Here is a 20,025-nt window from a genome sequence, read left to right as displayed (position 1 = left end):
ATGCCGGCCAGCGGCCGGCACTACCCGTTGTGCGGATTACGCACCGGCATCAGCTAGACTTCGCGGTGACCTGCCGGAACGTGACGCTGCATGATCAAGCCCGACAAGCCTGCCAATGAAGCCCTTCGGCTTGAGGCGCTGTACCGCTACCGTATCCTCGATTCGGAGCGTGAAAAATCCTTCGACGACCTGGTGGTGATCGCCAAGGCGGTCTGCGGCACCTCGATGGCGGCGGTGACCCTGATCGACGTCGAGCGGCAATGGTTCAAGTCGATCCAGGGCATCGATGCGGCAGAAAACCTGCGCAGCGAATCGATGTGCGGCCACGCGATCCTGCAACCGCAGCAGGTCATGGTGGTCGAGGACGCGCTGCAGGACATCCGCTTCCACGACAATCCGGTGGTGGTGGGCGATCCGCACATCCGCTTCTATGCGGGCGCGCCTCTGATCAGCTCCGATGGCCTGCCGCTGGGCACGCTGTGCGTATTCGATGCGCAGCCACAGCACCTGGCCAGCGACAAGGCTGAAGCGCTGGCGGCGCTGTCGCGGCAGGTGATGCTGGTGATGGAACTGCGCCGCTTCGCGCTCGACATCCAGAAACACATGCTGGAGCGCGATGACTACGAGCGACTGCTGTCTGAGTACCAGGACGTGCTGCTCGCGCAGAATGCCGACCTGGCCGAGCAGAGCCGCACCGACGCGTTGACCGGCCTGCCGAACCGCCGTGCGATGGCGGCAGCGCTGGAAGAGGCGGTGGCGGTGAACGGAGACCAGCCCGGGGTGGCCTGCGTCGCGCTGCTGGACATCGACCATTTCAAGCACATCAATGATTTCCAGGGCCACGCCACCGGTGACCGCGTGCTGGCCGAACTGGGCGCGCTGCTGCGTTCGCATTTCGCCGGTCGCGGCATGGCCGCGCGCTATGGCGGCGAGGAATTCGTGGCGGTGATGCCGGCTACCGACCTGCGCACCGCCGAACTGCAGTGCGAGTTCCTGCGCCTGGCCGTGGCTGATCTGCCGCTGGGATTCCCGGTCACGATCAGTATTGGAGTGGCCCAGCACCAGCCCGGTGAAAGCGTGGATGACACGCTGGCACGTGCCGACAAGGCGCTGTACCGGGCCAAGGGCAATGGCCGCAACCGGGTGGAAGTGGCCGGCTGAAGCATCTGCCACCCGCGCGGTAAACGGATGCCGCTCCAGTAGATCAACGCGACGCGTGGATGCTGTCACCGATTCACATCGCGTCGCAGCTCCTGCGATCAGAACCGGGCAGCATGATCCCCTGGTTCCCCGGACGCCGACCATGCTGCAGACCCTGGCCATCGCCCACTATCGTTCGCTGCACGGGCTCGTACTGCCGTTGCAGCAGTTGAACGTGGTGACCGGTGACAACGGCAGTGGCAAGTCCAGCCTGTACCGTGCCCTGCGCCTGCTGGCAGAGACCGCGCAGGGCGGCGTCGCGGCGGTGCTGGCCCGCGAAGGCGGGCTGGGCTCGGCGCTGTGGGCGGGTCCGGAAAAGATGGACCGTCGGGTTGCGGCCGGCGAGATCCCCCTGCAGGGCGGCCCACGCCAGGAATCGGTGGGATTGAAGCTGGGCTTCGCCACTGACGAATTCGGCTACGCCATCGATCTGGGCTACCCGCCGCCCAGTCGATCGGCCTTCGCACTGGACCCGCAGATCAAGGCCGAGGCGATCTGGGCCGGCCCGTTCCTGCGCAGCGCCAACCTGCTGGTCGACCGTCGTGGAGCGATGGTGCGGCAACGCCATGCGCGCGGCTGGGATCTGGTGGATGACAGGTTGTCGCTGTTCGACAGCCTGTTCACCCAGGTCGGCGATCCGCAGCGCCTGCCGGAAACCATCGCCCTGCGCGAGTACATCCGGCGTTGGCGCTTCTACGATCATTTCCGCAGTGATGCCGATGCCCCGGCGCGGCAACCGGCGATGGCCACGCGCACGCCGGTGCTGCATCACGACGGCCGGGATCTGGCGGCGGCCTGGGTTACCATCCTCGAGATCGGTGACCCGGTGGCGTTGGCACGCAGCGTCGACGATGCGTTCCCGGGCGCCACGGTCGGCTTCGAGGAGCTGGATGGACGCTTGGCGCTGCGTTTCCACCAGCCTGGGCTGCTGCGGCCCTTGTCGATGGCCGAACTGTCCGACGGCACGCTGCGCTTCCTGCTGCTGGCCGCTGCGCTGCACACGCCGCGTCCACCGCCGCTGCTGGTGCTCAACGAGCCGGAGACCAGCCTGCATCCGGACCTGCTGCCGGCGCTGGCGCGGCTGATCATCGCAGCCAGTGCGCGCAGCCAGGTATGGGTGGTGTCGCACGCCAGCCGGCTGATCGCGGCGCTGGAACAGGCGCCAGGGTGCCATTCGCTGCATCTGTACAAGGAACAGGGCCGCACGCTGTTGAGCGGGCAGGGCCTGCTGGATGCGCCGGCCTGGCATTGGCCGCAGCGTTGATGCGGCCATCCACGCCATGCGTGGATGCACTCAATCGGCGATGTTGCGCGCCTCGGCCGTGCCAAGAATCTCCGGATGCTGCACCGGCTTGCGGCGGTTCAGCAGCGGATGCAGGAACACGGCGCCTACGATGATCGCCACGCCGAGGTAGAACCACGGGGTGACTTCGTGCTGCTCGCGCAGCAGCACCACCGCCAGCACCACCGCATAGACCGGCTCCAGGTTGGTCACCAGCTGCACCGTGTAGGCGCTCAGGTGGCGCAGTGCGACCAGGGCCAGGGCAAACGGCAGCAGCGTGCAGAACCCGGCCAGCACCAGCAGCAGGATGCCGTCGTGCAGGTCCGGGACCACCCACAACGGGCTGGCCAGCGCAGGCAGCAGGTAGGGCATCAGCGGCGCCAGCAGGGTCAGGGTGAGGGTGCCCGCACCCAGCTCCAGCGCGGTGACCGTGAGCGGATCTGCGTGGCTGACCATGCGCTTGTTGAGCGAGCCGAACACTGCCACCAGCAGCGCCGAGATCGCGCCGATCAGCACACCCAGGCGCATGCCGTCGGGCACGCCACCGACCACCAGCGCGACACCCGGCAGCACCGCCAGGCCGAACGCCAGTTCACGCAGCTGGAATGGGCGCTTGGCCACCCACGGTTCGATGATCGAGGTGAACACCGGCGCCAGCGCGATGCAGGTGGCGGCCACCGACGCATTGGCCAGCTTTACCGCACCGTAGAACGTCAGCCAGTGCAGGGCGACCAGGGCGCCGATGCCGGCATAACCGGCCACCAGCCGCACTGGCAGCGTACGCAGTCCACGCCAGACCCGCGGCAGCAGCGCCAGCATCGCCGTCACCAGCAGCATGCGCCACCACACCAGCGGCAGTGCGGGCAGGGTGATCAGCTTGCCGAGGATGGCGGTGACGCCCCACAGCAGGACACAGAAGTGAATCTGCCACAACGCTTTGCGGGTGTCGGGTGTGCTCATCCGCCTATTGTGCGGCAATGGCACGGCCGCCGGCGATGCCTGTGGCATGCTCGCGGAAACTCGCCAGGGGAACCCCGCAATGGCTGCCAACCGTTCCGCCCAGCGTGCATGGGCAGCGCTGACTGCACTGATGGCGGCCACCTCGTTGCTGCTGCAATACCTGTTGCTGCTGCATGGCCCCGGGGCGGCTGCCGGGGTCGGCATGGCGACGCTGCGCTTCGTTGGTTACTTCACGATTCTCAGCAACCTGGCGGTGTGCCTGGGATGCGTCCGGCTGATCCGTGCGGGTGTGCTGAACGCGACTGTCGCCGCGGCGATCGCGTTGTGCATCGGGGTGACCGCGTGCATCTACGTGCTGGCGTTGCAGGGGCTGTGGCAACCCACCGGGCTGCAATGGTGGGTCGATGCCGGCCTGCACTACGCTGTGCCGGCGCTGTACCTGCTGGGGTGGTGGTGGCTGCTGCCGCATGGCGCGCTGCGCTGGCGCGCACTGGGCGGGGTGCTGCTGGTACCGCTGGTGTACCTGGGCTGGGCGATGCTGGTGGCCGAAGTGACAGGACAGGCGCCGTATCCGTTCCTCGAACTGCAACGCCTGGGGCTGGCGGCGTTCCTGCTCAACGTGCTGCGCGTTGCGAGCGTGTTCGTGGTGGGGTGGACCCTGCTGTGGGGGCTGGACCGCTGGCGCTGTCGATGAGGCGCTGCAGGGCCATCGCTGCCGCCGGGTTGCGCGCTTTGCCTGCGCCGATGCACAGCAGGTAGACCTCGCGCGGGGCCTCCGCAGCGGGCCCGGCCAGGCAGGGCAGGTCATCCACTGGTTCACCGCGTGACCAGCGGCGTGCGCGTTCGGCCCAGCGTTGCTGCACGGGCGCCGGCAGGCCCTCGTTCAAGCGGGCCTGGCTGCGCTTGATCCGCGCATAGACGAAACCGGCACTGACATCACCGTGCAATGGCGCCTCGTCGCTGTCCTCGATCACCAGCGCCACGCCATGGCGGCGGGCGGCGTCGACCAGTGCCGGGCCATGTGCCTCGGCGTTGCGGACCTCCAGCGCATGCTGCAGCGGCACCCCGTCCAGCTGCTTAGGCAGCTGTGCCATCAGCCGTTCCAGTGCTTCGGCGTCGGCCGGATGCCGTGGATCGAACTGCCACAGCAATGGGCCGAGCCGGTCACCGAGCGCGAGTGACGCCTGCAGGAACGGTGTGGCCGCGTCCACGGTGCTGGACAGGTCGCGTCGCTGCACCAGGTAGCGCGGCGCCTTCATCGAGAAGCGGAAACCGTCGGGTGTCTGCGCAGCCCATTGCGCGCACTGGGCCGCAGTTGGCGTGCGGTAGAACGTGCCGTTGATCTCGATGCAGCGCAGGGCACGGCTGGCGTGGGCCAGTTCTTCCCGCTGCGGCAGGCCTGCTGGATAGAACACACCGCCGCGCCATTCGGGAAACACCCAGCCGCCGATGCCGCAGCGGATCTCTGCCTGCCTGCCGGCCGTGGTCACTGGCCGTGGTCCGTGCGCCACGGGTCGTAGCTGCCGAACCACCACAGGTAGCCTTCCGGGTCGGCGCAGGCGTAGCCGCGCCCGCCATAGTCCTGGTCGGCGATGTCGATGACGATGCGGGCACCGGCGGCCTTGGCCCGCGCGTAGTGCGCATCGGCATCGGTGACGATCACGCAGGCGCTCTGGGTCTGGCGTCCGCCGACCTCGTCAGGCAGGGCAGCGTGTTTGCTCCACGCACTCTGGTTGCTGGCCGAGCCCAGCATGATCATGCCGCTGCCGAAGGTGAGCTGCGCATGGAAGACCGTATCGCCATCGGCGTAGACGGCCTGGGCATGGAAGCCGAAGGCGCGCTGCAGCCAGTCGATGGCGGCCTGCGCGTCGCGATAGCGCAGGCACGGAATGATCGTGGAGCCGCTGCTGGGTTGGCCGTTCTCGCCCATGACACCCCTCCTATGGCACAGGGCAGGATGCGCCGCCGGACGTTACCATCCCGCGAAACCCCGGTGACGGCCTGCACATGGCCGCCACCCCTGTTCGGAGATCGTGCTGGATGAAACCCTGGATCGGAGGAGCCGTGCTGCTGGCGTGCACGACCATGGCGAGCGCGGCGACCCCGCCGCCGCTGCAGGACCTGGATGCGACCGTCGAGCGCGTGCGCGCGCAGTTCGACGTGCCCGGCATTGCCGTAGCGGTGGTCAAGGATGGCGAGGTGGTGCTGGAGCGCGGCTGGGGCGTGCGCGAGCAGGGCAAGCCGGAACCGGTGCAGGCCGATACGCTGTTTGCCATTGCGTCCAACACCAAGGCGTTCACGGCCACCTCGCTGAACCTGCTGGCGGAAGAGGGCAAGTTGAAGATGGACGACAAGGTGATCGACCACCTGCCGTCGTTCCGCATGTCCGACCCGTTCGTGACCGGGCAGATGACGATCCGCGACCTGCTGTCGCATCGCAGCGGCCTGAGCCTGGGCGCCGGTGACCTGCTGTTCTGGCCAACCACGTCCTACAGCAACGCCGAAGTGGTGCAGCGGCTGGGCAAGGTGCCGCTGAAGGGCGGCTTCCGCGAAAGCTATGCCTACGACAACATCCTGTACGCGGTCGCCCAGCAGGTGATCGAGCACGTCTCGGGCGTGAGCTACCAGCAGTTCCTGCAGACCCGCATCTTCGACAAGGTGGGCATGGCCGGCACGCGCTACAACGCCGACCACCTGAAGCCAGGTGACACGGCGGCGGTCGGCCACGCCAAGTACGATTTCAAGGACCTGCGCACCGTCGCACCGCTGACCTGGTCGAACAATGCCGGCGCCGGTGGCATTTATTCCAGTGCGCACGACATGGCGCGCTGGATGCAGGTGCAGCTGGCCGAAGGCAAGCTGGCCGACGGCACTGCGCTGTTCAGCGAAAAGAGCCAGCAGCAGATGTGGCGGATGATCACCCCGCAGTCGATCCCGGCGCCGAGCGTGCCGGAGCTGGCACCGGCACGGGCCAACTTTGCCGGCTATGGCGAAGGCTGGAGCCTGAGTGACTATCGCGGCCGGAAACTGGTCTGGCACACCGGTGGCTGGCCGGGCATGGTCTCGCGCTTGACCCTGGTGCCGGGCGAGAAGCTGGGCGTGGTGGTGCTGACCAACCAGGAAGTGGGCGCGGCGTTCAACGCGATCACCCTGAGCGTGCTTGATGCCTATCTGGGCGGCGACAAGCACGACTGGGTGGACGCCTATGCCAAGGCCGTGGCCAAGGGCCAGGACAAGGCCGACGAGGCCTGGGCCAAGCATCAGAGCGCGCGCGACAAGGGCAGCAGGCCGTCGCTGCCGCTGGCCGGCTACACCGGCACCTTCCGCGACCGCTGGTATGGCGACATGCAGGTCAGTGCCGCGGACAAGGGCCTGCGCCTGCGCTTCATGAAGACCGCGCAGCTGAGCGGCCGCCTGGAGCACTGGCAGCACGACACCTTCATCGTGCGCTGGGATGACCGCTCGCTCAACGCCGATGCATTCGTGAACTTCAGCCTGGACCCGGACGGCAAGGTGCGTGAGGTGCGCATGCAGTCGATCTCCGACCTGACTGATTTCAGCTTCGATTTCCAGGACCTGCTGTTCACTCCGGTCAACGAATGAAGGTAGTGCCGGCCGCTGGCCGGCAACCTCATGATCTTCCGAAATGCCGCAAGGGTGCCGGCCAGCGGCCGGCACTACCGGAGTGGCGGCGATCATCGGCTGGCGTACACATCCGGCGTGGGATACTTCGCCGCTTGCAAGAGGCGAGGGAGTGCGATGTTCCGTTGGTTTGAATCCCTGATCCCGGTGTTCCCGCCCGTGGATGGGCGCATGCCACCGCGCAAGGTGCTGCCGTTCTACCTGCACTACCTGCGCCCGGTGTGGCCGGTGCTGCTGGCGACCCTGATCGCCGGCCTGCTGCTGGCGCTGGTGGAAGTGGCGATGTTCGATTACCTGGGCCGCATCGTCGACATGGTCGCCGAGCAACCGGGGGCCGATTTCTTCAAGCGCCATGCCAATGAACTGGGCTGGATGCTGTTCATCACGGTCATCGCGCGGCCGATCCTGGTCGGCCTTCACAACCTGCTGGTCAACCAGGCGATCGTGCCCGGCCTGAGCAACCGCTCGCGCTGGCTGATGCACAACTACGTGGTGCGGCAGAGCCTGAGCTTCTTCCAGAATGACTTCGCCGGCAGCGTCGCCAACCGGGTGATGCAGACCGGTACCTCGCTGCGCGAGTCGGCGGTGCAGATGGTCGACTCGCTCTGGTACATCGTGGTCTACACCGGCACCGCGCTGTACCTGTTCGCGCAGGCGGACTGGCGGCTGATGGTGCCGCTGATCCTGTGGCTGCTGGCCTATGCGGTGATCATGGTCTACTTCGTGCCGCGCGCGAAGGAACGGGCCTGGATTGCGTCCGAAGCGCGTTCCAAGGCGATGGGCCGCATCGTCGATGGCTACACCAACATTCCCACGTTGAAGCTGTTCGCCCATGGCGGGCGCGAGCAGGCCTATGTGGCCGAATCGATCCAGGAACTGGCGGTCAAGCACCGCGCGCAGACCCGGGTGACCACCGGCATGGACCTGACCATCGCCATCGTCAACGGTTTCCTGATTGCCGGTACCTGCGGGCTCGCGCTGTGGTTGTGGAATGGCGGCCACATCACCGTCGGTGCGATCACGCTGGCGACCGGCCTGGTGATCCGCATCCACAACATGTCCGGCTGGATCATGTGGACCATCAATGGCATCTTCGAGGACATCGGTACGGTGCAGGACGGCATCACCACCATCGCCCAGCCGCTGACCGTGCAGGACCGCGAGGACGCGGTGCCGTTGCAGGTGACCCGCGGTGGCGTGCACTTCCAGGACATCCACTTCCACTATGGCAAGAAGGGTGGCGTGATCGCAGGCCTGGACCTGGTGGTGAAGCCGGGCGAGAAGATCGGCCTGGTGGGTCCTTCCGGTGCCGGCAAGTCGACCCTGGTCAACGTGCTGCTGCGCCTGTACGACCTGGAAAGCGGCCGCATCCTGATCGACGACCAGGACATTGCCTACGTCACTCAGGAAAGTCTGCGCCAGCAGATCGGCGTGGTCACCCAGGACACCTCGCTGCTGCATCGCTCGATCCGCGACAACCTGCTGTACGGCCGTCCGGACGCGACCGATGAGCAGTTGCGCGCTGCGGTGGCCAAGGCGCGTGCCGAAGCCTTCATCGACACGCTGGTGGATGGGCAGGGGCGTCGTGGTTACGACGCACATGTCGGCGAGCGTGGCGTGAAGCTGTCAGGTGGCCAGCGCCAGCGCATCGCCATTGCCCGCGTGCTGCTGAAGGATGCCCCGATCCTGGTGCTGGACGAAGCGACCTCGGCGCTGGACTCGGAAGTGGAAGCGGCGATCCAGGACAGCCTGGATGAGCTGATGGGCGGCAAGACGGTGATCGCGATCGCGCACCGGCTGTCGACCATCGCACGCATGGACCGGCTGGTGGTGATGGACCAGGGCCGCATCGTCGAGACCGGCAGCCACGCCGAACTGATCGCCGCCGGTGGTCTGTACGCGCGGCTGTGGGCGCGGCAGACCGGTGGTTTTGTGGCCGCCGATCAATGATTGCTTTCGGGGTCGGAGCCTTCTCTGCGAGCAGGATCCGACCCTGGCCACGTATGCCTTGGGGTCGGATCCCTTTCCGCAGGAAAGGGCTCTGACCCCAGCGTGTTTCCGGAGACCTGCATGATCCGACCCGTACGCTCCTTGTTGCTGGCACTCATTCTGGCCACCACGGCCGCAGCCGCGGCACCGACACCGGTGCAAGGCGACCAGCTCGAGCAGGTCGTCCTGCTCAGCCGCCACAACCTGCGCGCGCCGGTGGTGGCGTCGGGCGCCCTTGCCCATGCCACGCCGGAACGCTGGCCACGCTGGGATGTAGGCCCCGGCGAGCTGACCACCAAGGGCGGCGTGCTGGAGGTCTACATGGGGCGCTACATCGGCCAGTGGCTGCGCCAGGCGCAATTGTTGCCGGCGTCGGGTTGCCCGCAGCCGGCTGACTTCCACGCCCATGCCAACAGCCTGCAGCGTACCCAGGCCACCGCGCAGTTCTTCATTGCCGGTGCGTTTCCGGGCTGCCATGTTGCGGTCGAACAGCGCATGGCGCTGGGGACGATGGATCCGCTGTTCGACCCGGTGATCCACAACGATGACGCGGCATTCCGCAAGCGCGCGCTGGCGGCAATGCAGCAGGCGCTGACAGCATCGGATCTGGCACCCGCACTGTCCGTGGTGGAGGAAATTACCCGTTACCCGCAGTCGGCGGCCTGTACGGGGCGCAGCGACTGTCATCTGGTGCTGGGCGACACGACCTTCAATGCGGAGCCGGGCAAGGAGCCACGCGCTTCGGGTTCACTGGCACTGGCCAGCGGTCTGGTCGATGCCCTGCTGATGGAGCATTACCAGGGAAGTGGCGTTCCGCGCGAAGGTTGGGGCCGCTTGAACACGGAAGGCCAATGGATGGCGTTGGCGCAGATCCGCAACCGCTACCAGGACATCCTGTTCGGAACACCCGCGGTGGCGCGTGACGTGGCCGCTCCGCTGTTGGCGCGCGTGGATGCGTCGTTCGGTGATCCGGCGTCGCCGAAGGTGACCCTGCTGGTCGGCCATGATTCCAATATCGGTTCGGTGCTGGCGGCGATAGGAATCGGTGACTACAGCCTGCCAGGCCAGTTCGAGAAGACGCCGATCGGTGGCCTGCTGCAGTTCGAGCGTTGGCGTGACCGCCAAGGCGGTGGCGAGCGTTTCCGCCTGGCCTACGTCTATCCGATCACCGCGCAGCTGCGCGATGCCGTGCCGCTGAACGAGGCACAGCCGCCGGGGCGCGTCGCACTGCCCTTGCCGGGCTGTGACCGGCAGGGCTGCAGCCGTGCGCAGTTCCAGCAGCTGCTACAGCGGGCCCGTCGCTGAAACAGGGGGCTATCGCAGCGGCGTGCGCACGATGCCCTGCGCAGCCATCAACGTAAGGTCGCCGCCCAGCCGTGGGGAACGGAACGGTCCGCGTGCATGCGCGGCATCGAACAGGCCGCCATCGGGTGAGCGCAAGCGGTAGAACTCGACCCAGCCGCTGGCCTGCAGGGGCAGCTGTGCAACGCCGGTGTGTTCGTTGAACCATGCAGGGTCCTTGCTGCCTTCGATGACGCGGCGGGCAAGGCGGTCAATGGCGCGATCCCTGCTGGCGTACCAGTCCTGGCCGCGCAGCCGTGCCAGCTCGGCCATCATCACCAGCGGCGCCAATGCGTAGTCGTGGTAGTGCAGGGCGCGTTGCCCGCGCGCCATCTCCAGCGGCAGGCTGCCATCGTCCTGGATGTCATCGACGCCCTTCTGGAAGGCGGCGTGGCCGGCTTGCCACAGGGCATCGTCGTCGGTGGCCAGTCCGGTGGCCAGCACGCCCAGACCGCCCCAGTAGTAGTGGTTGTTGCGGCGCCGTTTCGGATTGTTCCAGTACGCCAGGTTGGCCCGGGCCAGCCTCTGCAACCACGGATCGATGCGCGCGCGCTGCCGGGCATCTGCCTGGTCGTGCACCTTCAGGTAGGCCATCGCTACCGCATCGAGCATCCACTGCCGCATGTAGAACGACTGGTTGTTGTTGACCCGGATCATCTGCCCGAGCATGGCGCCGTCGTCGGCCCACGCACCCAGCCAGGCCAGTGTGCATTGCGCCGCCGCCCGGTCACCGGTGCGCAGGTAGTCATCGCTCATGCGCGCCACATCCGCGGCATAGCGGTCCAGCGGCGCGGTGGCGTCCTTGTTCTGCTGGTGCAGTACCGGGTCGATCACCGAACCGGCCTTGTCGGTGTAGTAGCCCAGGGCGCGGATCTCCGGCTGGCCGGGCGGCGGCGGGGGGCAGGCAGCGAAGGCACCCGCACTGGCCAGCAGCGTGGGCAGCAGGGCGAGGCGAAGCAAGGGGAGAGACATTGGAAACCGGCGGAACGGGGAATCCGGCGAACGATGCGCCCGGCCATGTTGCCGGCATGTGATGCGGCGATGGCGTGGCGATGCTGCACAAACAGAACGGCCCGGGTTTGCCCGGGCCGCTCCGTTTCACCTCACACCGGTTCGATCACTCGATCGGCTGGTCCAGCATCAGCTGGCGTGCGAAACGCACCGGCGGTGCGCCGTAGGACAGTACCTGGTCGTGGTACGCCTTCAGGTTGAACTTGTCGCCCAGCTTTTCCTGCACCGCCTTGCGGGTGTCGAAGTGTTCCTGCGCACCCACGAAGTAGGTCGGCAGCTGCGCCGAGGTCAGCTGCGCGCGCACCCACTTGCCGGCCGCTTCGCTTTCCTGCTGGAACGCGTCGTGGGTCATCAGGTGCATCGCCTTCTCGCGATCCCAGTTGTCCACGTGCACGCCCTGGTCGAGGATCGCGTTGGAGATCGTGCGCAGGTAGAACTTCAGCTGCACCAGGTGGAACAGCGGGTCGTTGTCGAGGTAGCCCTGCTCCTGCATCATGCGCTCGGTGTAGACCGCCCAGCCTTCGGCGAACAGGCCCGAACGCAGCACCGCACGCAGGGTGGAGGGGAACTTGGCCGAGTGCCAGCCTTCCAGGTAATGGCCCGGGGTGCCTTCGTGGATGCTCAGCAGGTGGATCATGCGCGAGTTGTATTCACGCAGGAAAGAGTCGACCTGCTTCTCGTTCCAGTCGTCCGGAATCGGCGACACGGCGTAGAAGGTCTTCAGGTTCTTGTCCAGCGGGCCCGGAGAATCGCAGTAGGCCACGGCCACGCCACGCTGAAATTCCGGCATCAGGATGATGTCCACCGGCGCATCGGGCAGGGTCACCAGGTCGTGCTCGCGCACGAACGCGGTGGACTGCTCCAGCGCGGCCTTGGCATCATCGACCACCTTGTCGCGCGCCGGCTTGTCGGCGTAGGCCAGTTCCAGTGCGGCCTCGATCGCCTTCTGCTGCTGCTCGTCGGTCGGCTGGGCCGGCATCTCCGGCGCACCCGGCTTGTCCTTCAGTACGGTCTGCGCGATGCCGTACATGTCCTCGCGCACGCGCTTGAGTTCGGCGCGTGCACGCTCACCGATCTCCTGGCGCGACAGCGAGGAGCTCAGCGCGAACTTCAGCTTCTGGTCGTACTTTTCCGCACCAATGCGGAAGTCGCCCTTGGCGTTCGGCACCAGGGTCTTGTCCAGCCAGGTCTGCTGCTCGTCCACGGCCTTCTTCAGGCCGTCGATGGCGGCCTGCAGGCGCTGCTGGTCGGCCTGCGGCAGTTCGCCGATGTGCGGGGTGATGAAGGTATCGACGATGCTGAGGATGCCCTTGTTCTGCTTGGCCACCGTCTCGGCATGGATCTTCGGAACGCGGGCCGGATCCAGGTTCTCGCGTGCCTGGGCGAAGATCGCCGGCAGCTTTTCCATGCGCGCGGTCGCCGACTTCAGGCGTTCCGGCAGCGGCGCGAACTCGCGGGCCATCAGGCCATAGATCGCGCTGCCGGCGATGCCGTTGTACAGCTGCGGGTCCCACTTGCCGGACTGGAGCACCTCGGCGTTCCAGATTTCCGACTGCAGCTGGTTGCGCAGGATCGCCGCGTCCACCTGGTTCTCGCGGCCCAGCTTGGCCACCTCGATCTTGTCCAGCTCGCCCAGCAGCGCCTTGTAGGCGGCCACGGTCTTCTGCTGGCCGGCGGCGCTCAGGTCGTCCAGTTCGCTGTCGTAGCGGTGGTCACCGATCTGGGTGGCGCTGACCGGCGACAGCTGCATCCAGGTGTCCAGGGCGCGCTTGGACAGATCGGCGAAGGCGGCATCGACCGCCGCGTCACCGGCCTGCTGGCTGGTGGCCGGGGTGGAAGCGTTGGTCGGGGCGTCGGCAGGCTGGCAACCGGCCAGCGCAGCGACCAGGGCGAGGGCAAGAAGATGCGGGCGCATCGGCATTCCTGTACGGGGTCAAACCCTGAGCATAGGGCCCCGTCGCTGCTTTGTCCCCGTGCCATAGGATTACCATGGGCATTTTCAAGGACCCTCCAAAGGAGCGCAGGACATGGAATACCAGGGAAGCTGCCATTGCGGCAGGATCGCATTCACCGTACAGGCCGAGGCGCCGATCAGCGACGTCATCGACTGCAACTGCTCGATGTGCCGCCGTCGCGGCAGCCTGCTGTGGTTCGCCCCGCGCGAGGCGTTCCAGCTGGCCACCGATCCGGCTGACGTTGCCACCTACCACTTCAACAAGGCGCATATCGACCACCACCACTGCCGCCAATGCGGTATCGCCCCCTACAGCGAAGCGATCGATCCGCGTACCGGCACACCGATGGTGGCGGTGAACGTTCGCTGCGTGCCGCAGGTCGATCTGGCCGGTCTTTCGGTGACCTCCTACAACGGAGCCGCGCTGTGAGGCCGCTGTGCGCGTGGACGCGCACGCTGGCAGTGCCGGTGCTGCTGTTGGCACTGGCAGCCTGCGCCAAGAACGGTGAGCGCGCTGCAGAGGCGGGCGCGACCGCGGCCGATGCCGCTGTTGCTTCGCCGGAAGGCGCATTCCTGGCCTACGAACATGACGTGCAGGTGCAGCTGGAGGCGGCGCAGATCGCACCGCGCATCCAGCAGATCGCCCAGGCCTGCCAGAGCGCGAAGTTCGGCGACTGTGCAGTGTTGCAGGTCGACCAGCGCGGCGGCGAGCAGCCCAGCGGTGAAGTGAAGGTGCGCATCGCGCCGAAGGGCACCGAGCCGCTGATCGCGATGGCCGGTGAGGGCGGCACGCTGCAGTCGCGCAACACGCGCGCGGAGGACCTCGCGCAGGAAGTAGCGGACACCGCGCTGACCAAGTCCCGGCTGGAGAAAGAACACGCGCGGCTGTTGTCCTACCAGGACCGCAAGGACCTGAAGATCGAGGACCTGATGGCGATCACCACGCGGCTGTCGGAGATCGAAGCAGGCGTCGAGCAGGCCAACAAGGATGCCGCACAGCAGCGTCGGCGCATCGATACCCAGCTGGTGACGATCCACGTCGACACCACCTCGGGCCAGCGCAGCCGCAGCGAGATCGGCGAGGCGCTGAGCGAGTCGGGCAGCATCCTCAGCGGCAGCATTGCGTTCCTGATCCGCGCCGTCGCCGCGTTGCTGCCGGTGGGTGTGCTGGCCCTGGTCGTGGCCTGGGGTGTGCGGGCGTGGTGGCGTCGCCGCCGTCGCACGCTGCCGCCCACCCGCTGAGGTGACGGCTGATGCCGGCAGGGAGCCGGCGTCAGCCCTCGTCGGTCTCGTACTCGACGAACACATCCAGCTCCAGCGCCAGTTCCTGCACCGCGTCGCGCACCTTCTGCGCGGTGCTTTCATTGCCGACTTCCACTTCCAGCTCGTGGATACCCGGGCCGATGTCATCGGACAGCCCCGCCGAACTGGAATCGTCGTCGTCCATGTGCGGCATCAGGTCGTCGGTTTCCTCGACATGTTCGATGCCCTCCAGGCCGAGCAGCAGGTCGCTGATGGCGCGGGCGTCGTCTTCGGTTCCGGTGATGCGCAGTCGCAGCATGGCCATGGCGTAGGTACGTTGTGGAGTTGCCTGCAGCCTAGCCAGCGCCGGGCAAAGAACGGGTGAGGGCGCAGTCAGGCGCGTGTGGCCGGGCGTCCGAGCAGGCTGTCCGGCAATGCGGGAATCGGCGTGCGTTCGTCCTGCGCCTGCTCCAGCAACCAGTCGATGAACAGGCGTGCGGCCGGGCTCGGCGGTTGTCCTTCGGCGTGCACCACGTGATACGCATAGCGCGCCTTCAGCGCCGGGCCGGGCAGGCGTACCACCTCGTAGCGCTGCAGGTAGGGCTGCGCGATGTGGGTACGTGCCAGCACCGCGCCCATGCCGTACACCGCTGCACGCATCGCATCGGTGCTGTCGGCGAAGGTGTGCATCGGCGGCAGCGGCGAGGGCGGGCGCACGCCGGCATGACGGAACCAGTCGCGCCAGCCCTGCGGCGACAGGTCGGTCAGCAGCGGCAGGTCGGCGATGCGCGCCGGATCGACCAGTGCTTCGACCCCGGCCAGCGCCGGCGAGGCCACCGGGAACAGGTAGTCGTCCATCAGGTGCTGCGCACGCAGGCCCGGCCACTGGCCCAGACCGTAGCGGATGCCGACTTCCGGCCCATTGTCGTCGTAGCGATCCAGGCCGCTGCCGGTGTGCAGCTCGATGCGGATGTGCGGATGGGCCTGGGTGAAGCGCGGCAGCCGTGGCAGCAGCCAGCAGTAGGAGAGCGAGCGCAGCGTGGTGATCCGCAACGGCACGCTGTCGGCATCCGGCTGCAGGTGATGGGCGACGGCCGCAACATCGGTGAAGGCAGCGCTGGCGGCGTCGGCCAGTTGCCGGCCCTCGGCGGTCAGGCGCACGCCGCGGGCGTGGCGCAGGAACAGGCGCACTTCCAGCACTTCTTCCAGCCGGCGCACATGGTGGCTGACCGCGCTGGCGGTCAGGTGCAGCTCCTGCGCGGCCTGGGCGAAGTTCTGGTGGCGCGCGGCGACCGCGAACACGGCCAGTGCGGGGAGCAGGGAAGGGCGTAGCTGCATGTCGAGCCTCAAACCATATTTGTGGCTGGCAGCGATACTACGCGCTTGTGCGGCAGGCGTCTGCGCCCGATCCTGTCTGCCTTGACGAGGAATTGACGATGGACGGAGGCGAGGCATGAATGCGGTCCCACAGGCAGCCGAGCGCGACTGGCGCACACCGCTGGAGTTGACCCTGCTGGGCGCCATCTGGGGCTGCTCGTTCCTGTTCATGCGGGTGGCGGTGCCGTCGTTCGGCCCGTTCGCGCTGGTCGAGGTGCGGCTGGTGCTGGGCGCGCTGGTGCTGCTGCCGTTCCTGTGGCGTGCCCGCGCGCAGTTCCCACCGCGGCGCTGGCTGTGGCTCGCACCGATCGGGCTGATCAACTCGGCGCTGCCGTTCGTGCTGTTCGCCTACGCGGCCGAGCGAGCCCCTGCGGCGATCGGCGCCATCTGCAATGCGATGACCGTGCTGTTTGCCGCGCTGATCGCCTTCCTGTTCTTCGGCGAGAAGATCGGCATGCGCCGCGCGGGCGCGTTGCTGGTCGGCTTCGCCGGCGTGGTGGTACTGGCCACGGCCAAAGTCTCGGGCCTGAGCATCGGCACTGCAGTGCTGGCTGGTGCGGCGGCCTCGCTGCTGTACGGCCTGGGCGTGAACCTGGTGAAGCGGCACATGACCGGCCTGCCCTCGGCGGCGGCCGCTGCTGCAACGCTGTCGTGTGCCTCGCTGTGGATGCTGCCGATGGCGGTGACCCACTGGCCGCAGGCGGCGATTCCGCTGAAGGCGTGGGGCGCGGCGATTGCCTTGGGCGTGGCCTGCACCGGGCTGGCGTTCCTGATGTTCTACCGCCTGATCGGTCGTATCGGCCCGTCGCGGGCGTCGACGGTGACCTACCTGATTCCGCTGTTCGGTGCGGCGTTTGCGTGGTTGTTCCTGGGTGAGCCGGTGACGTTGCAGATGTTGATTGCCGGTGTGTTGATTCTGGGGAGCGTGGCGGTGAGTCAGAAGGGCTGAGCGCGCCGACGCACTGGTAGTGCCGGGCGCTGCCCGGCAGCTCTTTTCCGCGCCTGCGGAGAGGTGTCACTTTCTTTGCTCGTGCAAAGAAAGTAACCAAAGAAACACGCCGCCAGGCCGCGAGCCGGTGCTGCGCACCGGTGCCCTGCGCTCCTCGGCCCGTCGAGGGACGGCGCGGGAACTCGCTGCGCTCAGACACCCGCGCCTCTTCGCCCTCGCCAGACCTGCGGTGCTCGGCTCGCTCAAGGCGGACTGGAAGGTCAAGATCAACAGCAAAAGCATCCACGCATTGCGTGGATCTTCTGGGTGCAGCTGTGGCCTTTGAACTGGGTCCGCCTTGAGCGACCCGAGCATCGCAGGGGAATCAGGGGCGAAGAGGTGCCGATGTCCTGTAGAGCCGACTGCTAGTCGGCTGCCTTCTGCATACCGTCCCCTGATTCACGGAGAAGCGCAGGGGACCGGCGTGCGAAGCACGGCGGCTCGCGACCTGGCGGCGCGTTTCTTTTGGTTACTTTTCTTTGCGTACAAAGAAAAGTAACGCCCATGAACAGTGAAGCACCTTCAGCACGCGTCACGCGCAGGAAACCATCAGCGCACCGGCACCGGAATATTGCACAGATCGATATGCCCCGCCGGGCGCTTGTAGAAATCATCCACGCGGTTGCGCCGCGCCTCCACCGTATCGGCAAAGGTCTTCGAGTCGGTACGCAGTACCTGGATCGGCGTGCGCTCGGCCGCCGGCACATCGCTGGCGCGGCGGATCGACATGATCGGCGTACGCAGCTTCGGGTCGGTGTAGAAGCCCATCGGCGCCGGTCCGCGCGGCGTTGCGCTGAGCAGCTCCATGCCCTTCAGCACGCGACCGACCAGGGTGATGTTGCGGTCCAGCTGGCGCGGCGACTGTCCGGTCACCACGTACAGTTCGGCACCGATGCTGCTGTCTTCCTCGTTGCTGCGGCCCGCGCCCAGCATGCCGTAGCAATGTGCCAGCCAGGCCTTGCCGGCCTGCGGGTCTTGGCCGACCGGGAGGCCGTCGACAAAACCGGTCTGCGCGGCCCAGCCATCGCGGTCCGGCAGCACGCTGACCTTCAGGCCGGCGCTGGCGCGCTCGAACTCGGCCGGCAACTTGCGCGCGGCGCTGCCGAACGGCTTGGCCTTGCCTGCGTCATCGGCGTCGGCATCGCCGAACTGCACCACGAAGTTGTCCTGCGAGCGGTAGATGCTGGTGCCGTCCCAGAAATGCTCGTGGGCGAAGGTCTGGATGTTGGCGACATGGCGCGGGGCGAACTGCGGTGCCAGCTCGATGATGACCCGACCGGCCGGCAGGTCCATGTACAGCAGGTTGGCCGGGTCCGGGGTGCGCCAGTCGCTGGCCGCCGAGGCGTCGAGGATCTGCTGAGGGCTGCGGTAGGGCGTGGCCGCGCTGGCCAGGGCGGGCAGCAGGCAGGCCAGGGCGAGGGCGGTCAGGGCAAGGCGACGACGGTGCGGCATGGGAACCCCGGAACATGAACAAGGCTTCGATTCTGCGCGAGCCGCGCAGCCGCGCCAACCGGCAGAGTGACTAACGACACATTCGCTATACCGAACTTCGCACTACTGTGGACTTCAACGTAGTGGAGGGCCGGTCATGTCCGAGGACGATGTCCACCTGAAGAAGTTCCAGAAGGAGCTCAGCGCCGGAACGGTGTCGCTGGCCCTGCTGGCGGTGCTGGCCCGGGCCGGGGAGCCGCTGTACGGCTACCTCATTGCCAAGGAACTGGAGCGGGTGGGCGAGGGCGTGCTGAGCGGCAAGCAGAGCGCGCTGTACCCGGTACTGCGCAACCTGGAGGGCGCCGGCCTGCTGGAAAGCCATGTGGAGCCGTCCAGCAGCGGGCCGCCGCGGCGCTACTACCGCATCAACGAACGTGGCCGCGAGGTGCTGGCGCAGTGGCGCCAGGCCTGGCAGGCCACCCGCGATTCCGTCGATTCCGTGTTGGAGGGGGTACCGCAATGAACGACCCGAGCCTGGCAGGCCGCGCCCTGCCCACGACCATCCCGCAGTACCTGGCGCAGCTGCGCGCGGCGCTGGAAGGTGCCGATCCGGCGATGGTGCAGGACGCGCTGTACGACGCCGAGGAATACCTGCGCTCGGAGCTGGCGGCGCAGCCCGGCCGCAGCGAGGCCGAGGTGATCGCCGACGTTGCCGGCAGCTATGGCGCGCCGGATGAAGTGGCCGACATCTACCGCGAGACCGAAGTGACGGTGAACCGCGCGCTGCGTACGCCGCGTGCGGATACCGCGCCGGTGCTGCGTGCAGCGGCGGAAGCCAGTGGCGTCGAGCCGGCCTCACCGCCGCAGGCGCCGGTGCAGCGTTCGCTGCTGGCGCGCTTCTTCGGCGTGGTGACCGATCCGCACACCTACGGTGCGCTGTTCTACATGCTGCTGTCGCTGGCCACCGGCATCTTCTTCTTCACCTGGGTGGTGACCGGCCTGTCATTGTCGCTGGGCCTGCTGATCCTGATCATCGGCATTCCGCTGACCGTGCTGTTCTTCGGCTCGGTGCGCGGGCTGGCGCTGCTGGAAGGACGGCTGGTGGAAGCGCTGCTGGGCGAGCGCATGCCGCGCCGCCCGCGTTACACCGACCGCAGCCGCACCTGGCTGCAGCGCATCGGCGACATGTTCACCGATGGCCGTACCTGGCTGACGCTGTTGTACTTCGTGCTGATGCTGCCGCTGGGCGTGATCTACTTCACCATCGCGGTGACGCTGCTGTCGCTGTCGCTGAGCCTGATCTGGGCGCCGGTCGCGGCGATCTTCAGTGGTGACATCCCCGGCGTGTACATCAACGACGTGAATGTGCTGCCGATGGCGGCCTCGCCGCTGGTGGCGATCGCGGTTGCTGCGGCGGGCGCACTGCTGCTGGTGCTGACGATGCACCTGGCACGCGGCATCGGCAAGCTGCATGGGCTGATTGCCAAGAACCTGCTGGTGCGGTTGTAACAGGCCAGGGGTCGGATCCCTGTTCGCAGAACAGGGCTCTGACCCCGGATCCCATCATGCTGGGGTCAGAGCCCTTTCCGTTGGAAAGGGATCCGACCC

At 67.2% G+C, this 20,025-nt stretch carries 19 protein-coding genes; 11 read left to right on the top strand and 8 right to left on the bottom strand.

Translation table 11 applies throughout. The annotated features are described in order from the left end of the window. Positions 1 to 90: 90 nt before the first annotated feature. Positions 91 to 1,161 carry a sensor domain-containing diguanylate cyclase gene (locus tag AC5QAB_RS09410; protein WP_495233362.1) on the top strand — a complete coding sequence of 357 codons (1,071 nt, stop codon included), beginning with the start codon at positions 91 to 93 and terminating at the stop codon, positions 1,159 to 1,161. A gap of 142 nt (positions 1,162 to 1,303) precedes the next feature. Then, positions 1,304 to 2,464, top strand: a complete 1,161-nt coding sequence (locus AC5QAB_RS09405) for an AAA family ATPase (RefSeq protein WP_014646469.1) — start codon at positions 1,304 to 1,306, stop codon at positions 2,462 to 2,464. A gap of 30 nt (positions 2,465 to 2,494) precedes the next feature. On the opposite strand, the gene AC5QAB_RS09400 is transcribed toward AC5QAB_RS09405, so the two are convergent. Then, positions 2,495 to 3,442: a DMT family transporter gene (locus AC5QAB_RS09400; protein ID WP_014646470.1), complete on the bottom strand. Its 948-nt coding sequence runs from the start codon at positions 3,440 to 3,442 to the stop codon at positions 2,495 to 2,497. A 79-nt stretch (positions 3,443 to 3,521) separates the two neighbouring features. Here AC5QAB_RS09400 and AC5QAB_RS09395 point away from each other — a divergent pair, with 79 nt between their 5' ends. Next, complete coding sequence (locus tag AC5QAB_RS09395) at positions 3,522 to 4,136, top strand: Pr6Pr family membrane protein (RefSeq protein ID WP_032956806.1); 615 nt, start codon at positions 3,522 to 3,524, stop codon at positions 4,134 to 4,136. Here the strand turns inward: AC5QAB_RS09395 and AC5QAB_RS09390 are convergent. Then, on the bottom strand, positions 4,057 to 4,932 hold the full coding sequence (locus tag AC5QAB_RS09390) for a DUF72 domain-containing protein (protein WP_197562126.1): 876 nt from the start codon (positions 4,930 to 4,932) through the stop codon (positions 4,057 to 4,059). The two genes, AC5QAB_RS09395 and AC5QAB_RS09390, sit on opposite strands and share 80 nt — an antisense overlap. After that, positions 4,929 to 5,372: a VOC family protein gene (locus tag AC5QAB_RS09385; protein ID WP_014646472.1), complete on the bottom strand. Its 444-nt coding sequence runs from the start codon at positions 5,370 to 5,372 to the stop codon at positions 4,929 to 4,931. The genes AC5QAB_RS09390 and AC5QAB_RS09385 overlap by 4 nt, the downstream gene beginning before the upstream one ends. A 110-nt stretch (positions 5,373 to 5,482) precedes the next feature. Between AC5QAB_RS09385 and AC5QAB_RS09380 the strand changes: the two genes are divergently transcribed. From AC5QAB_RS09380 to agp, 3 genes are all read left to right on the top strand, one after another. Continuing rightward, positions 5,483 to 7,045: a serine hydrolase gene (locus tag AC5QAB_RS09380; RefSeq protein ID WP_495233361.1), complete on the top strand. Its 1,563-nt coding sequence runs from the start codon at positions 5,483 to 5,485 to the stop codon at positions 7,043 to 7,045. 156 nt (positions 7,046 to 7,201) lie between these two features. Then, positions 7,202 to 9,034 (top strand): multidrug efflux ABC transporter SmrA, encoded by a 1,833-nt coding sequence (gene smrA / locus AC5QAB_RS09375; protein ID WP_032956816.1) that lies wholly within the window; start codon positions 7,202 to 7,204, stop codon positions 9,032 to 9,034. Positions 9,035 to 9,154: 120 nt separating this feature from the next. Further along, a complete protein-coding gene (gene agp, locus AC5QAB_RS09370) occupies positions 9,155 to 10,378 on the top strand; it encodes a bifunctional glucose-1-phosphatase/inositol phosphatase (protein ID WP_164109069.1) in 1,224 nt (407 codons plus the stop codon). A 9-nt stretch (positions 10,379 to 10,387) separates the two neighbouring features. On the opposite strand, the gene AC5QAB_RS09365 is transcribed toward agp, so the two are convergent. Continuing rightward, positions 10,388 to 11,386 (bottom strand): polysaccharide lyase, encoded by a 999-nt coding sequence (locus AC5QAB_RS09365; RefSeq protein ID WP_197561823.1) that lies wholly within the window; start codon positions 11,384 to 11,386, stop codon positions 10,388 to 10,390. A 145-nt stretch (positions 11,387 to 11,531) separates the two neighbouring features. Beyond that, positions 11,532 to 13,340: a DUF885 domain-containing protein gene (locus AC5QAB_RS09360; RefSeq protein WP_032956825.1), complete on the bottom strand. Its 1,809-nt coding sequence runs from the start codon at positions 13,338 to 13,340 to the stop codon at positions 11,532 to 11,534. A gap of 112 nt (positions 13,341 to 13,452) precedes the next feature. Here AC5QAB_RS09360 and AC5QAB_RS09355 point away from each other — a divergent pair, with 112 nt between their 5' ends. Together AC5QAB_RS09355 and AC5QAB_RS09350 are read left to right on the top strand one after the other, a co-directional pair. Beyond that, entirely contained in the window at positions 13,453 to 13,809 is a 357-nt protein-coding gene (locus AC5QAB_RS09355) for a GFA family protein (protein WP_014646478.1), read from the top strand. Continuing rightward, complete coding sequence (locus tag AC5QAB_RS09350; RefSeq protein WP_197557382.1) at positions 13,806 to 14,621, top strand: DUF4349 domain-containing protein; 816 nt, start codon at positions 13,806 to 13,808, stop codon at positions 14,619 to 14,621. The genes AC5QAB_RS09355 and AC5QAB_RS09350 overlap by 4 nt, the downstream gene beginning before the upstream one ends. Positions 14,622 to 14,652: 31 nt before the next feature. Here the strand turns inward: AC5QAB_RS09350 and AC5QAB_RS09345 are convergent, their stop codons facing one another. Next, positions 14,653 to 14,946 (bottom strand): hypothetical protein, encoded by a 294-nt coding sequence (locus AC5QAB_RS09345; RefSeq protein WP_005408721.1) that lies wholly within the window; start codon positions 14,944 to 14,946, stop codon positions 14,653 to 14,655. A gap of 68 nt (positions 14,947 to 15,014) precedes the next feature. After that, complete coding sequence (locus AC5QAB_RS09340) at positions 15,015 to 15,959, bottom strand: LysR substrate-binding domain-containing protein (protein WP_014646480.1); 945 nt, start codon at positions 15,957 to 15,959, stop codon at positions 15,015 to 15,017. A gap of 115 nt (positions 15,960 to 16,074) precedes the next feature. Here AC5QAB_RS09340 and AC5QAB_RS09335 point away from each other — a divergent pair, with 115 nt between their 5' ends. Further along, complete coding sequence (locus AC5QAB_RS09335; RefSeq protein WP_014646481.1) at positions 16,075 to 16,947, top strand: DMT family transporter; 873 nt, start codon at positions 16,075 to 16,077, stop codon at positions 16,945 to 16,947. A 588-nt stretch (positions 16,948 to 17,535) separates the two neighbouring features. Here the strand turns inward: AC5QAB_RS09335 and AC5QAB_RS09330 are convergent. Next, on the bottom strand, positions 17,536 to 18,438 hold the full coding sequence (locus AC5QAB_RS09330; protein ID WP_197561824.1) for a peptidylprolyl isomerase: 903 nt from the start codon (positions 18,436 to 18,438) through the stop codon (positions 17,536 to 17,538). 136 nt (positions 18,439 to 18,574) lie between these two features. Between AC5QAB_RS09330 and AC5QAB_RS09325 the strand changes: the two genes are divergently transcribed. Together AC5QAB_RS09325 and AC5QAB_RS09320 are read left to right on the top strand one after the other, a co-directional pair. After that, on the top strand, positions 18,575 to 18,940 hold the full coding sequence (locus AC5QAB_RS09325; protein WP_004150914.1) for a PadR family transcriptional regulator: 366 nt from the start codon (positions 18,575 to 18,577) through the stop codon (positions 18,938 to 18,940). After that, positions 18,937 to 19,926, top strand: a complete 990-nt coding sequence (locus AC5QAB_RS09320; RefSeq protein ID WP_014646483.1) for a sensor domain-containing protein — start codon at positions 18,937 to 18,939, stop codon at positions 19,924 to 19,926. The genes AC5QAB_RS09325 and AC5QAB_RS09320 overlap by 4 nt, the downstream gene beginning before the upstream one ends. Positions 19,927 to 20,025: the final 99 nt, after the last annotated feature.

The organism is Stenotrophomonas sp. YJH_SMC_127 (assembly GCF_059372445.1).
The sequence above is the reverse complement of the archived record's forward strand: the minus strand, read 5'-3'. Positions and strand labels throughout refer to the sequence as shown.